The 15229-nt window shown below is 41.2% G+C and carries 8 protein-coding genes; all 8 read left to right on the forward strand.

Going from position 1 to position 15229, the window contains the following annotated elements:
• Window positions 1-19 precede the first annotated feature (19 nt).
• The 8 genes from pglX to N7974_RS12280 all read left to right on the forward strand — a co-directional run bounded on the left by pglX (window position 20) and on the right by N7974_RS12280 (window position 15118).
• Window positions 20-3766, forward strand: a complete 3747-nt coding sequence (gene pglX, locus N7974_RS12245) for a BREX-1 system adenine-specific DNA-methyltransferase PglX (protein WP_262965891.1) — start codon at window positions 20-22, stop codon at window positions 3764-3766.
• Between the two features lie 36 nt (window positions 3767-3802).
• Window positions 3803-4948, forward strand: a complete 1146-nt coding sequence (locus tag N7974_RS12250) for an AAA family ATPase (protein WP_262965892.1) — start codon at window positions 3803-3805, stop codon at window positions 4946-4948.
• A complete protein-coding gene (locus tag N7974_RS12255; RefSeq protein ID WP_262965893.1) occupies window positions 4948-5625 on the forward strand; it encodes a DUF3226 domain-containing protein in 678 nt (225 codons plus the stop codon). The genes N7974_RS12250 and N7974_RS12255 overlap by 1 nt, the downstream gene beginning before the upstream one ends.
• Before the next feature lie 140 nt (window positions 5626-5765).
• A complete protein-coding gene (pglZ, locus tag N7974_RS12260; RefSeq protein ID WP_262965894.1) occupies window positions 5766-8366 on the forward strand; it encodes a BREX-1 system phosphatase PglZ type A in 2601 nt (866 codons plus the stop codon).
• A gap of 12 nt (window positions 8367-8378) precedes the next feature.
• Complete coding sequence (gene brxL, locus N7974_RS12265; RefSeq protein WP_262965895.1) at window positions 8379-10460, forward strand: protease Lon-related BREX system protein BrxL; 2082 nt, start codon at window positions 8379-8381, stop codon at window positions 10458-10460.
• Between the two features lie 455 nt (window positions 10461-10915).
• Complete coding sequence (locus N7974_RS12270; RefSeq protein ID WP_262965896.1) at window positions 10916-12025, forward strand: hypothetical protein; 1110 nt, start codon at window positions 10916-10918, stop codon at window positions 12023-12025.
• A gap of 209 nt (window positions 12026-12234) precedes the next feature.
• A complete protein-coding gene (locus tag N7974_RS12275) occupies window positions 12235-13434 on the forward strand; it encodes an ankyrin repeat domain-containing protein (protein ID WP_262965897.1) in 1200 nt (399 codons plus the stop codon).
• A gap of 703 nt (window positions 13435-14137) precedes the next feature.
• Window positions 14138-15118 (forward strand): helix-turn-helix transcriptional regulator, encoded by a 981-nt coding sequence (locus N7974_RS12280; RefSeq protein WP_262965898.1) that lies wholly within the window; start codon window positions 14138-14140, stop codon window positions 15116-15118.
• Window positions 15119-15229 lie beyond the last annotated feature (111 nt).

Genomic DNA, 15229 nt, shown 5'->3' on the forward strand with positions numbered 1-15229 from the left:
TATCTGGAAAATCATTGATATGAACACCAACAACATCAAAAAATACGCTCCCCAAGCTCGTTGTGAATTTATTGAAGCGATCGGTAAGCGACTCAACCAATTTGGTATTTATGCGGATGGTAAGTCATTAAGGATCAGCGAGCCGACTTTTTTCGGTTCGGTGATGCAGATTGATGGCAACGCTTTTGATGCTACATTGGCATCAGCCCGCAAGCGTTTGGTACTTCGTGCTGAACAACTGGGTTTTGCTGCTTTGATAGAGCAGGTGGCTTATACCTGGTTTAACCGGCTTTGTGCCATCCGTTTTATGGAACTAAAGACAGATTATCTGGAACACGGTTTCCGCGTCTTATCGCATCCGGAAAAGGGTAATAGTTTTGAAATTCTTGATCATGCCCAAGATGCGGCTGAAGCATTGGGTCTGGATCGTGATTTTATTGTTGAATTGAAACTGGCAGGCAACAAGGATGAAGAACTTTATCGTTATTTACTACTGGGACAATGCCATCAATTGCATCAGGCCATGCCTTTTTTGTTTGAAGCCTTGGATGATGAAACAGAATTATTGCTGCCCGATAACTTAACCCGCACCGATTCCATACTACGCGGTTTGGTGGATGGCATTCCCGAAGAAGACTGGGAACAAGTTGAAATTATCGGTTGGTTGTATCAGTTTTATATCTCCGAAAAGAAAGATCAGGTGATCGGCAAGGTGGTCAAAAGCGAGGATATTCCCGCCGCTACCCAATTGTTTACACCGAACTGGATCGTCAAATATTTGGTGCAAAACTCGGTCGGTCGTCAGTGGATGATGACCTATCCGGATTCCAGCCTGAAAAGTCAAATGGAGTATTACATTGAACCCGCCGAACAAGAAGCGGCGGTAACTGCCGCTTTAGCCGCGCTGACACCGATCAGTATTGAACCTGAAACCATCAAAGTGATTGATCCGGCCTGTGGTTCCGGTCATATCTTGGTAGAAGCTTACAACTTACTGAAAGCCATTTATGAAGAACGTGGCTATCGCAGTCGGGACATTCCCAAGCTGATATTGGAAAACAATCTGTTTGGTTTGGATATAGACGATAGAGCTGCCCAGTTGGCCGGCTTTGCCTTAATGATGAAAGCCAGGGAAGATGATTGGCGTATTTTTACCCGTGACATCAAGTTGAACGTCTTGGCGCTACAATCCACTCAAGATTTAAACTTGCCTGATTTATGGCGGAAGTTGGATTTAAATAATGTCATGCAAGTGGGTACAACCGAGTCCATTTTTGATGATGCTCAAAGCAATCTAATCGACGTAGTGGATGATGTTGACTATACAGCGTTAGAGAGCGTTTTAGTTTTGTTTGAACACGCGAAAACCTTTGGTTCTTTAATTCAGGTTCCTCATGATAAAGCTGAATTTTTGCATGATTTAAAAAACCAATTAGAGCCATTGATTGAGCAAGGCGACAATTATAAAAAAATGGCTGCAAGGGTGTTATTGCCATTTGTGGAACAGGCTTGCGTGTTGGCGCAGAGGTATGATGCGGTGGTGGCAAATCCTCCGTATATGGGTGGTAAAGGCATGAATCCTGAGTTAAAAGTATTTGCTCAAAAACACTTTCCTGATAGTAAATCGGATTTGTTTGCGATGTTTATGGAACGGGCTTTTTATCTATTAAACGACAGAGGCTACAACGCTCAAGTCAATATGCAAAGCTGGATGTTTTTATCCAGTTATCAAGCCATGCGTGAAAAACTATTGGATACGCACACCTTTATCACTATGGCACATTTAGGGGCGCGAGCTTTTGGGCAAATATCGGGTGAGGTTGTACAAACTACAGCGTTTGTTTTGGCTAAAAAACCTATTTCAACTTATCGACCGACTTTCTTTCGATTGATTGAGGGTAATGAAGAAGTAAAGCGCCTTGCTTTGTTAAAAAAAGAAAATACCTATAATCAAATACAACAGGAGGACTTTAATAAAATACCAGGTAGTCCGATTGCTTATTGGGTGAGTGATAAATTTTTAGATATATTTGAAAATTCAAAATTAAACTCGATATTTTTTCCTTATGCTGGGATAACGACCGGATGCAATGAAAAATATTTAAGATTGTGGCATGAAATTCCAATAAACATATTTGATAGAAATTTAGAAGTTGGTGTGATTCCATCGAATAAAACTTATGTCCCACACATGAAAGGCGGAGATTTTCGACGTTGGTATGGAAACGGAGAATATTGTTTATCTTTTTCCGAGGAAGCATTAAGGAAAATGAAAGAAGAAAAAGGATTTAGACCTGATGGAATAAAAAACTTTTTTAACCCCATGCTTTCTTGGTCGTATATTGGAAGTGGTAAATTTAGTGCAAGATCTGTATTTGGAGGTGCGTCTTTTGACACCACTGGAACTTGTGGGTTTTCTGAATACAATTTAGAAGATATTTCTGGTTTATTAAATTCGAAAGTAGCGCAATTAATCTTAGATATATTAAATCCTACTTTAACTTATCTTCCAAGGGACATTAAAGCAATTCCGTACATTCCAATACATTCTGCTTTTATTAAAGATTGTATAAAAATTTCCCGCTCTGATTGGGACTCATACGAAACTTCATGGGACTTCAAAAAAAATCCATTAATCGTAGGTTGGGTTAGCGATAGCGCTTGTGCCTCAGAGGGTGTAACCCAACAAACCGACGCCACCAATGTTGGGTTACGCGATAAAGCCGCTAACCCAACCTACAATCTACCCACTATTTATGCGGATTGGCAAACTCAAAACCGCCAAACCATTGCCGAAATGCAACGCCTCGAACAAGAAAATAATCGCTTGTTCATCGATGCCTACGGCCTGCAAGACGAACTTGATGCTGATGTACTGCTGGAACAAATCACCCTGACCATCAACCCAAAATATCGTTACGGCGGCAACCTGAACGACGAACAACTTGCCCAGCGCTTCCAATCTGATACCTTGGCCGAACTGATTAGCTACTCCATCGGCTGCATGATGGGTCGCTATCGCCTCGATAAATCAGGCTTGATTTATGCCCATTCCGGTAATATTGATTTCGACCAAATTTACAACGCTGTAGGGGCGGATTCATCCGCTACGGGGCGAATAAATTCGCCCCTACAATTTGCACCTGACGACGACGGCATAATTCCCTTAACCGATCAGGAATGGTTTAAAGACGATGCCACCAATCGTTTTCGTGACTTTGTGCGCACGGTGTGGGGTGAAGATAATCTGCAAACAAATCTCGACTTTGTTGCCGAAAGCTTATGTCTGAGTGGAATTACTGCCAAACGCGGTGAACAGAGTTTGGAAACGATTCGTCGTTATTTATGCAACCAATTCTATAAAAACCACCTGAAAACCTATAAAAAACGCCCGATCTATTGGCTGTTCAGTTCAGGCAAGCAAAAAGGCTTTGAATGTCTGGTTTACCTGCATCGTTATAATGAAAGCACGCTGTCGCGGATGCGTACTGAATATGTCACGCCTTTACTGGGTAAGTATGACTCTTTTGCCATGCAGCTCAACAAGCAAATGGAAGACGCCAGTACCACTGAAGCTACACGGTTAAAGAAAGACTTAATCGCTCTTGAGAAAAAACAAACCGAACTACGCGCATTTGATGACAAGCTTAAACATTATGCCGACAGGCGCATCAAGCTAGATTTAGATGATGGCGTAAAAGTAAACTACGGCAAGTTTGGTGATTTACTGGCCGAGGTTAAGGCTGTTACGGGTGGTAAGGAATGAGAAAGTATACTATTAATGGGATGCCTAGGAATCAATATGCTTAATTCACTGAACATTAAAAATTTTAGGTCACTTGAAGATTTTCAGGTTACTAAGCTAGGACGAGTTAACTTAATCGTTGGTAAAAATAACTCGGGTAAAAGTTCGGTGCTGGAAGCATTAAGGATATATGCGGGTAATGCTAATCAAGAATTGTTAGAGAAAATTGCTCAAAGTCATGATGAGAAGCATTTTTTAGATAAAAACCTCTATGATGGTCTTGATACCTCATTGCCCTATGAAGACTTATTTACTCATAGAGCGTTTCCAGAGGGTGAAAGCCCTATTGTTATCGGTGAGATTGATGGTACTGATACAGCGTTAAAAATTCACCACGCCTTTATCGTTGAAAAAGACTACTTTGTCTCGGATGAGCAGGGTAATAAAGAAACGATTAAGCGCTCTACTTCCATTACAAATATTGAGTTAAAAAAAATTTGTAAGGTGCTTAGTGAAGGGCTTTTGGTAAAAAAAAATACTGACACAACGACTATCGATTTTAATGTTGTTAGCGCTGATTTTAGACGATATGTCACGGTGGGTAATCCGATGCCCTGTAGTTTTATACCCACGCAATTAATCGCAATGAATGAGTTAGCCAATGATTGGGATAGTATTGCTCTCACTGAGGCCGAAGAGACAGTTAAGGAAGCCATGAAAATCATCTTGCCTGAATTTGTGAATCTTACCTTTGTTAATGATTTTTCTTATAGTGAAAGTAAAGCAGTTAGACGTGTTGCTAAAGTCAAAATTAAGGGAATATCACGACCAGTACCTTTAAATAGTTTAGGGGACGGTATGTTGCGAATTTTGCAGTTAGTATTAAAACTATTTTCTGCTAAAAATGGCTTCCTTTTAATTGATGAACTTGAGAACGGCTTGCACTATAGCGTACAGGAAAAAGTATGGCGCTTATTGTTTGAGTTATCGGATAAGTTAGATATTCAGGTATTTGCGACTACTCATAGTTGGGATTGTATTGAGAGTTTTGCCAAAGTCGCAATGGATAAAAAAGACATTGATGGCGTGTTGTTTAGAGTGGGTAAAAGTGTTCGTACCAGTGATAAAGGGCGAGTTATTTCAACTGTATTCGATCAAGAGCAGCTTTATAGTATTACCCAGTCTGATGTTGAGGTGCGTTAATGGCAGCCTCTAAGAAAATATTGTTAGTTGAGGGTGAGGCGGATAAAGGCTTTTTCGAACAAATTTGTAAGTCATTAGTGTTAGATACTGAGGTAAGGGTCGCCTCACCGAAGGATTTAGAGGGTGTACGCAATTCTAAGCAAGGTGTATTTAATTTATTGCCCACTTTGTTACCTCTCTTGCTTATTGAAGATGGTTTAACACATATTGCAATAATTGTTGATGCTGATTATCTAGTTCTCAATGGCTTGGGTTATCAAAAAACTATTGAGAGGGTATCAGATATAGTCAGGCCATTTGGTTTTGAGTTTGATCAAAATGCGGCAAGCGGAATACTTTATAAACATTCAGATGGCTTAGCCGATTTTGGTTTATGGATAATGCCGAATAATCAGGATGAAGGCATGCTGGAAGATTGGATAAAATCCTGCGTCAACGTGAGTGAACAAGCACTTTTTCAACAAGCAACACAGGCCGTACAACAAGTTTCTACTCGTAAATTCCCTGAACATTTATTGTCAAAAGCAGAGGTGGCAACCTGGCTGGCATGGCAAAAACAACCTGGACATGGTCTTTATGCAGCGATTACCGATCAGCTTTTGGACAATCAACTACCGTTGTTCAAAGAATTGGAGCTGTGGTTGTGTCGTATATTTGCTCAGGAAACAGGGCAATAGCTATTAATGGCACCAAGTCGGCATCAAGTAGGCACCAAGTACATGGAGTCAAATCTAATTAATGAGAATGGCATGGTAGAGCCGACGATCCCAGATAAACCTAACAGCATAAAATACAGACTCAAAATGGAAAATTGTTAATGGACATTACCCAATTACAGCAAGGCATCGAAGCAAAATTTGCTATTGGAACGGCTAAAGAATGCCGATTGTTATTCTGGCACGACCCTGAACAGAGCTTTCATGAAGTGCTTTCCTCTATCGTAATACCTGAAGTGACAGTGTTGGATATGTCGGGTGTATCAATCTTTGAGACCAAGAAACGTATAGAGCTGGATGAGCCTGAAGGCCGTTTTTTGTTGTACTTTCCTTATGCCGAGCCTGATCCCGATAAGGATTGGTTTCTGGATATTCGTTTGTACAGTGAACAGTTTTACGCCGATGCCAGTTCAATGTTGCTTAACGAACTAGGTATCCAAAAGATGTCGTTGAGAGCGCATATCCGCAATCGACAAGACTTTTTTGCCAGTAAACAACGTATTACCGCGTTGAAACGCTTCATCACTGAAAACGAAGATGAGCGTTCATTGGATCGTAAAATGCTGGCCGTTGTGGTTAAGGCTGATTCGGCGTCGGTGCCTGATATTCTTTTAAGCTTGCTAAAGGACTATGCCGTAGGGCTTGAGACTGACGAACTACCCTTAATAGAGGCGGTTACTAAATTTAATCTGGCTGATTCTTTATGGCTTAATTTGGCTGAGGAGTTTGGCTATGAGGCAAAAGAGCCCAGCTTACCTGATTTTGCGCTAAAGCTGTTTTGCACTGAGTTATGGAGCCAGATTGACGCGGCGGATCGTGACTGGTTGCTTAATAATGTGCTGAAAACGTCTTCCGGACGGGCAACCGCTTTGGCTTTTATGGCGAGTTGGTGTGACAGTCGCAGTTATGCGCAGTATCACGATATTATTTCTAATATGTTGGGCCAGAAGCTGGAAGTGGCTAATAAGTGCGCGCATTATCAGCCCAATCAGTTAGTTGAATGTTGCAGCTTTGAAGTTGTTGAACAAGCCATCATCCGTGGCTTGGTGCGTGATTTATTGGATAGCGCCAAGTCATTGGATCGTTCGTTGTTTGAAACCATACTCTCGCGTCGTTTGGTCGGCCATTGGTGTTTATCCAGAAAAGAATATACTGCCATTTACGAAGCCATGCGCAATGCAGAATTGTTGCTGCATTTACGGCAACGCTTTGTCGATGGCTTTCATTATGAGTCGAGCAAGGTAATGTACGATGCTTATGTGACGGATCTGTATCAGTTTGATCAGGCGTACCGTCTTTTTAACGAGCATGTACAGGCGTTGGTGAATATTGGTGCCGAGATACTCAGGCAACTGGATGATGCGGTGGAGAGCCTTTACACCAACTGGTATCTTTATGAACTGGGCACTGCTTGGGATCGTCTGTTGGCAAAGGAACAGCGGCTGGAAAGCTGGCGGTTGTCGGGTATTTCTTCGCAGTACAAATTCTATGAAGAAGCCGTTAAGCCACGGATTGCCGCCAGACAAACCAAGCGCATTTTTGTGATTATTTCTGATGCCCTGCGTTATGAGATTGCCGAAGAACTGACCGTTATTATCAACGGTGAGAAGCGCTTTAAAGCAGAATTATCATCGCAATTAGGCGTGTTACCCAGTTATACGCAATTAGGCATGGCCGCTTTGTTGCCCCATAAAACACTGGAATATCAAGCAGGAAGCACCACCGTATTGGTTGATGGGCAATCAACTGCTGGTCTGGATAACCGGAATGCTGTTTTGGAAAAATTTAATGGCATGGCGGTTAGCGCTAAAGAGCTGATGAACTGGAGTAATCAAGAGGGTAGAGAAAAAATCTGCGATAGCCAGATGGTTTATATCTATCACGACACCATTGATTTTATCTGTGACAAGCAAGGCGGCGAAGACCGGACACCACTGGTATGCCGTGATGCAATCGGTGAACTTACGGACTTGATAGGCCGGATTATTAATCGGCTAAATGGCAGCCAGATAGTATTAACGTCAGATCACGGCTTTCTTTTTCAGCAGAAAGCCTTAGATAAACCTGACAAGACCGCTTTGTCGATGAAACCCAACGGCGCTATTGAAGCCAAGAAACGCTATATCGTTGGCGATAATCTGCCCTCAGATGAGGCTTACTGGAAAGGTAAAGTGGCCAATACGGCGGGTGCTTCGGGTGACACAGAGTTCGTGGTACCCAAAGGTATACAACGTTTCCATTTTGTCGGTGGAGCCAAGTTTGTTCATGGGGGTGCCATGCTACAGGAAATCTGTATCCCCGTTGTCTATATTAAAAGTCTTAAAAAAGACCAAGCGGCCAGGCATGAGAAACAGCAGGTCGGTGTCGTTGTCGCCAGGTTACCGATCAAGCTGGTGAACAATATCGACAAGATTAAGTTTATCCAAACCGATCCCGTAGGGGAGGGCTTTATTCCACGGCAGTTAGAAGTTTACATTGTCGATAGTGAAGGCCGTATTGTTTCCAGTCGTGAGACGCTGAATTTTGATAGTAGCTCCAAGGTGATGGATGAGCGTACCCGAGAAGCGAGGTTAAAATTGATTGGCTCACAGTTTGATCGACATGCCGCCTATACCTTGGTATTGGAAGCGTGTGAAACACAGACCCGTTATCAACAGTATGCCGTCACCATTGACTTGGCAATTCAGGATGACTTTTTTTAAATGAACGATGACATGAATGATAGTGTTGAGACAAACATAAATCCTGGCGCTGAAATGAGCGAGCTACGCAGTGAGGATCTTGATGCCTTGCTGAACAAGTATTTCAGCGGTCGTGTAGTTCGAAAAGACCTGACCAAGCAATTAAAAGAAGGGGCGAATGTCCCTGTGTATGTACTTGAATACCTGTTGGGCATGTATTGCGCTTCCAATGACGATGAAGTGGTCAGTGTCGGCATGGAGAGCGTTAAGCGCATACTGACAGAAAATTATGTGCGTCCTGACGAAGCCGAAAAGATAAAGTCGCTGATCCGTGAGCGGGGAAATTATCGGATTATTGATAAAGTCACCGTAAAACTGAACCAAAATAAGGATGTTTATGAGGCACTACTGTCTAATTTAGGTATTAAAAATGCCTTGGTGCCCACCAATATCGTCAAGGAGAATGAAAAGCTGTTAACCGGAGGTATCTGGTGCATTATCACTGCGCAATACTTTTACGAAGAAGGCCAGAAAACCTCTCCTTTTTCAATTCAGACGCTCAAGCCGATCCAGATGCCATCGATGGATATGGAAGAGATTTTCGAGGCCAGAAAACAGTTTACAGTTGACCAATGGATGGACGTCCTGCTTCGTTCGGTGGGTATGGAGCCAACCAATCTAACGCTTAGGGTTAAATGGCATTTAATCGCCAGAATGATTCCCTTCGTAGAAAATAACTACAACGTCTGTGAGCTAGGACCACGCGGAACGGGCAAGAGTCATGTCTATAAAGAATGCTCTCCCAACAGCTTATTGGTATCGGGTGGACAAACGACGGTCGCTAACCTCTTCTACAATATGACGAGCCGACAAATCGGCTTGGTGGGTATGTGGGATGTGGTCGCGTTTGATGAAGTGGCCGGCATGAATTTTAAGGATAGGGACGGCATACAAATCATGAAGGATTATATGGCTTCGGGTTCCTTTTCGCGAGGTCGTGATTCCATTGAAGGCAAGGCCTCGATGGTTTTTATTGGCAACATCAACCACAGCGTTGAAACACTGGTAAAGACCAGTCACCTCTTGGCACCTTTTCCGGAAGCCATGATTGATACCGCGTTTTTTGACCGTTTTCATGCCTATATTCCAGGGTGGGAAATTCCTAAAATGCGTCCAGAATTCTTTACCGACCGCTTCGGCCTTATTACCGATTACTTGGCCGAATACATGCGGGAGATGCGTAAACGCAGCTTTGCCGATGCCATCGATAAATATTTTAAGTTGGGCAATAATCTCAATCAACGGGATGTGATTGCGGTGCGCCGAACGGTATCCGGCTTAATGAAGCTGCTTTATCCCAACGGTATTTATGATAAAGACAATGTCCGGACTTGTCTGACCTACGCGCTTGAAGTCAGGCGTCGTATTAAAGAACAGCTGAAAAAACTGGGCGGCATGGAATTTTTTGATGTGCATTTTAGCTACATCGATAATGAAACCCTTGAAGAGTTCTTTGTTAATGTGCCTGAACAAGGCGGCAGCCAACTTATCCCCGAAGGCATTGCCAAGCCTGGTGTAGTGCATTTGGTGACTAAAGGGGCAACAGATCAACCAGGCCTTTACCGTTTTGAAACACAAATGACTGCTGGTAATGGCAAACACTCAGTCTCAGGGTTAGGTTCCAATACAGCGGCTAAAGAGTCAGTTCGGGTGGGCTTTGATTACTTTAAAGGCAACCTGAACCGTATTAGTGTGACCGCCAAGTTCTCTGATCACGAATATCACATCCATGCCGTCGAACTGCATAACACCGGCCCCAGTAACAAAATAAGCCTGGCAGCGATGATCGCTTTTTGTTCAATTTTAATGAACAAGCCGGTTCAGGAACAAATGGTCGTCTTGGGTGATATGACTTTGGGTGGCGTTATTAATCCGGTTGAAGACTTGGCAGGCTGCCTGCAATTGGCCTTGGAAAGCGGCGCAAAACGCGTGCTATTGCCGATGTCATCAGCATCGGATATTCCTACGGTACCCGCCGAGATATTTTCTAAATTTCAGATCAGCTTCTTCGCCGATCCGGTTGATGCAGTTTACAAGGCGTTGGGGGTTCAGTGATGGCTGACTCGTATAAATATGAAGTAAATCTAATGCAAGCTATTAACCAGTATCTATTAAAAGCTTATATCTTCTAATTTACCAGTTTATATACAAAAATGAATTTAAAAAATAAAGGACTAAATCAATCTAATATTGACATGATGTTGGATATGACCAAGTTGACACAAATTTCAGAGTTGTCTACCGCCTCCATAGCGATGAACGCAATAAAGCAATATGATCAACTAACAACTAGGAGGCTGTCCGAGAATAGGAGTCGTAGCGAGGGAAAGCCATTTTGAGTCAGATTTTTTGGTCATTTGAGGCGAATAGTTGTTCTATTTAACGAAAATGGGCGGAAGATCTGGCCGAAATGGCTTTTCCGCAGTAGATTCTCTATTCTCGGACAGCCTCCTAGCGTATCTGCGGCTATTAAGGCGAGCACTCAGATAGATTGCCAGGGGTTTTCTCAAGTGAAGCACTTAGCTCGCATCCTTGATGATGAAAAGAAGTACAGCCTTCATATTAATACTGCTAGATCTCAACTTCTTCAACAAACATGGGGTAATCAAGCAATTCAAAAAATGATAAATGAGCAAGCAGCCTTATTTGATAGTTTATCTATCCGAGTCGCCGCAATGGGTTTCGACAAGATTAATTCCCAACTAATAGCACAATCTGAGTTAGCTTTGGAGATAACATCAACCAGGCTGGCAGATAAGATGAATAATATTGGCCTGATGACTCAACGTGAGATGTTATCAGTTCGCTTGTTTGAAGTTCCAAATATCTATTCTGAATTTGTACGACAAACGACAGACAAGCTTGCTACTAATGTAGTGCCTGACATCGCAAGCCGATTAAGAAGCAGTCTGAACCTTGCAGAATATCAAATGCTTGGAATTGTTGATATTACCAGTACCTTTATAGTAATGCCGGACGATGATGATGAGCCAGAAGACAAGAGAATTTTAAATGCACCATTGATACAGCAGCAAGAACTCCTTTGTTACAGAGGGAATACTCAAGATGAAAATGACATAAATGCGTTAGTAGCGATTAGCCCAACTGCTCGAACAGAACAGAAAGCTCACCGTGTATTGGATCTAATAGTTTTATCTAATAATGCAGGGAGAATGTCTGAGAATGGAGAGGAGTTCTTCAAACCTACAACTTGTATGATGACCGTATTTGCTGATTTACCTTGGATTTCTGCGACTGACAAGTGGAGGATGGCTGATGTAATCGATTGTTTGTATTTCATCTTCTATGAAGGAGCAGGGAAAGATAAGCTTCGCTTTATTGATAAATATGGTGGTCCATTAACTACTAACGATTGTGATTTAATTTGGTGTATAAAGCACTTGAGAAATAAGTGGGGTCGTCACGATATTGATCATGGCAGTGATAATGAAATCCGAAAATCATGGGCAGTTTTGTCTAAACAATTTCAATGGTTAGGACTCACTTCATATCCTATGAGCATTCAACACTATCAATTAATTCATTATAAATTACTCGAATTGGCGGAAAGTTTTCTGTTATGTATGCTAAATAAACTTGAACTAAAAAAAGCATCATAATTGATCAGCTTTAGAAATGACCGATACGAAAACCTAAAATTCGATGTTCAAGTTTTTAAATTCTTTACATTCATATTTTTGGCAAATCATCCAACAACACGGTACTGTAGCGAAGAATTTACTGCAATTAAGATAATTTACATGAGGATAATTTTGATGGTTATATGTTTTTCTACAATTAAAAACAACATAAAGTTGAGGTCTTAGATATGGTGTTTATTATTGAACATTCTGAAAAATGCTCTATATGTAACAAGAATGTTGTTGAAAAGTGTGGTGATAAACGACCACAACATCAACGATGTCTTAAGTGTAGAAAGGTTTTTTTTATTTGTGGAGATTGTTTAGGAGCCCAATGTCCTGAGTGCAAAGGAGACCTTCAATCGAAAGAGGAGACTTTTCCAGATAATTTATTCTATGCTATAGAAAAAGGTGATTTATCTGAGGTCAAAAATATTTGTGAATTAGAAAATAAAAATGTTGATTTTATCATTAACGATAAGGGGGATATTCCATTAATTAGGGCAGCAGTATCTAAACAACATGAAATTTGCCAATGGTTAATAGACAAATGTAATGCATCGATAAATGCAAGAGATAAATATGGAAGAACCCCTTTAATTGAAATGATGCGTTGTCGAGATTCAAATTGGCCTAAGAAACAGGCCTTATTATTTGCACCATCAGTAAATGAACAGGATGGTGGTGGAAAAACCGCCTTAATGTTTGCATCGGAAGGAGCTGGTTTGTTTGGTTCTAAAAAAGGGAATATAACGATTATTAAACAACTATTGGGTTTTGGTGCGGATGTTTTTATAAAAGATAAATATAGGAATACAGCATTAGATATTGCAATACGAAGTAACGATAGAAGCAAGACTTCAAGTAATCAAACTGTTGTTGATTATCTTAAAAAAGTTGAAATATCAGCTAAGCAAGTAGCAGAAAATATTCCAATGGAAAGTTCTATGCTAGATAATCCTATTTCAGATTTGAAATTTATACGCACTAACGCTTCTTTGCCAACAGTTGAGGTAGATCTTGATAGTCTACCTCAAGATTATCATGGCTACCAAAAAATAGTAGACCAAGTGTTACAGGTATTTATTACTCGTTATCCAGAATCTGTAATGACAATTTACGTTTATCAAACACAAAGCGTAAATTTTATTGATCATATGGCTTTTTCAGCTTTTATTGGTATAGCAGGAAAAAAGAAATCACAAGATAAGCTATTAGATATGTTGCTCAATGCATTTAATAAAATTACTGGAGTTAATGCTAGGTTTAGTGATTATATAAACACTACAATTGGAGTATGTGAATTTCATGTTGAATATGGGCAAGTTTGGCATCCTGTTGATGCAGGAACTTGGTCTTCAGCGGTCATAAGTGTGACTGATGTTTAAGTGTCATAGCAAATGAAAAATGAGGCAAAGGTGGCTTTCTTGCATGATATTTTTCTACGTTATAGTTGAAGATCCATTTTTATTTGTTAACCTGTCAGAATCGTAGTGATTCACATCGTAAAAAAGCATCATCGTTAAGGTGGGGTTGCTTAGGCTAAATAGAGAGACAAGGGGACGTAAAATGTCCCCTTGTTCATTTATTGTCTCTCCATGTGGGGGCAATGAGGGGAGTGGTTGAGCTCAATGAGAATGCTATCTGTAAACGATATGTCTACCTGTTAGTTGTTATTTTTAAAATAAACAAGAAATTAATAATAATCGATATATAGTAAGAATGTATCAAAAATATAGTAAAACGCCGCCCAGCCAAAAATGTAAAAGAACACAGGGACAGCGGATATTGCATGTAAAAAAGCGTGGAGAAATGACCAGGAAGTCTGCAAAAAAGCGTCAAAATTTGTCAGGAAGAACTCCTATGGTATTTTCTAAATGGTAAAAAAATTGCTAAAAGTTTTTTAATTTTATACGCATGTTTTACATTAATAGGTTATTAAGGGTTTGTAATGTTGATTACAGGTTTTTTCGGCAGATTGTGTGAAAATGGATTTTTTCGTTCAGGCACTACGTAGTTCATCTCAATGCCGTTAAAAGAGGATAATGGGGCTAGAAAACATGAATTCAACATCCCATTACAATACTCACCATGAACCGCACCGAACGCTTTTATCGCATTGATCAACTACTAACTTCCAGTAAGTTGCTAACCCGCCAGGCGTTACTGGATGATCTGGGGGTTTCATGGGCTACCTTAAAACGTGATCTTGCTTACTTGAAGGATCGTTTTAATGCACCCATCATTTTCGATTACCAGGCCGGCGGGTATCGCTTTAATACGCCCAATGTAGGCCCAACTTATGAGTTACCTGGCCTTTGGTTCAATGCTGATGAGACATATGCGCTGCTAACTATGCACCGTTTGTTGTCTGAACTGGAACCTGGCTTACTGGCTCCGCATGTAGAACCGTTACTGTCGCGTTTAAACAGCATTTTGGCGCAAAATACGGCTGAGTATTCTCAGGTAAATGAGCGCATACAGCTTACCAGTATTGGTAAACGCCTTAAAAATCCAGTCTATTTTGGTTTGGTATCACGTGCTACATTGGCGCGACAACAAATCAAGGTTCGTCATTATTCTCGAGAGCAGAATCATTATACTGAGCGCATACTCTCTCCACAGCGACTGGTATTTTATCGCAATAATTGGTACCTGGATGCTTGGTGTCATCAAAGATACGCATTACGGCGCTTTTCGGTAGATGCATTAGAAACTATTGAGCTACTTGCTGAACCGGCTCATGAGGTTTCTGATGCTGAAATGGCCGCAGAATTCGCCAGTAGTTACGGTATTTATTCGGGTTCAGAGGCGCATATCGCCCGTCTACGTTTTTCACCAGCGGCGGCACGCTGGGTGGCTGATGAAGCGTGGCATCCAGATCAGATTGGACAGTACGATGCAAAGGGCTATTTTATTTTGGAAGTACCTTATGCCGAGCCCACTGAATTATTGATGGATATTTTGCGGCATGGCCTGCATGTTGAGGTAATTGAACCCTTAGCGCTACGGCAAATGATCTGTGAGGTTATTCAAGGCATGACCAACTTATACCAGGCAGAAAAACAATAAACTTCTAAAATCTTATCTTTTTTCAAAAGGCGCACTATTTGAGCCTGAAGCACGTTACACTGATTCCTATTGTGGTAGAACAGCCGCATCACCACCGTCAGACGGTTTTAT

It is taken from the genome of Methylobacter psychrophilus (genome assembly GCF_025583945.1).
GTDB classification, from domain to species: domain Bacteria; phylum Pseudomonadota; class Gammaproteobacteria; order Methylococcales; family Methylomonadaceae; genus Methylobacter_C; species Methylobacter_C psychrophilus.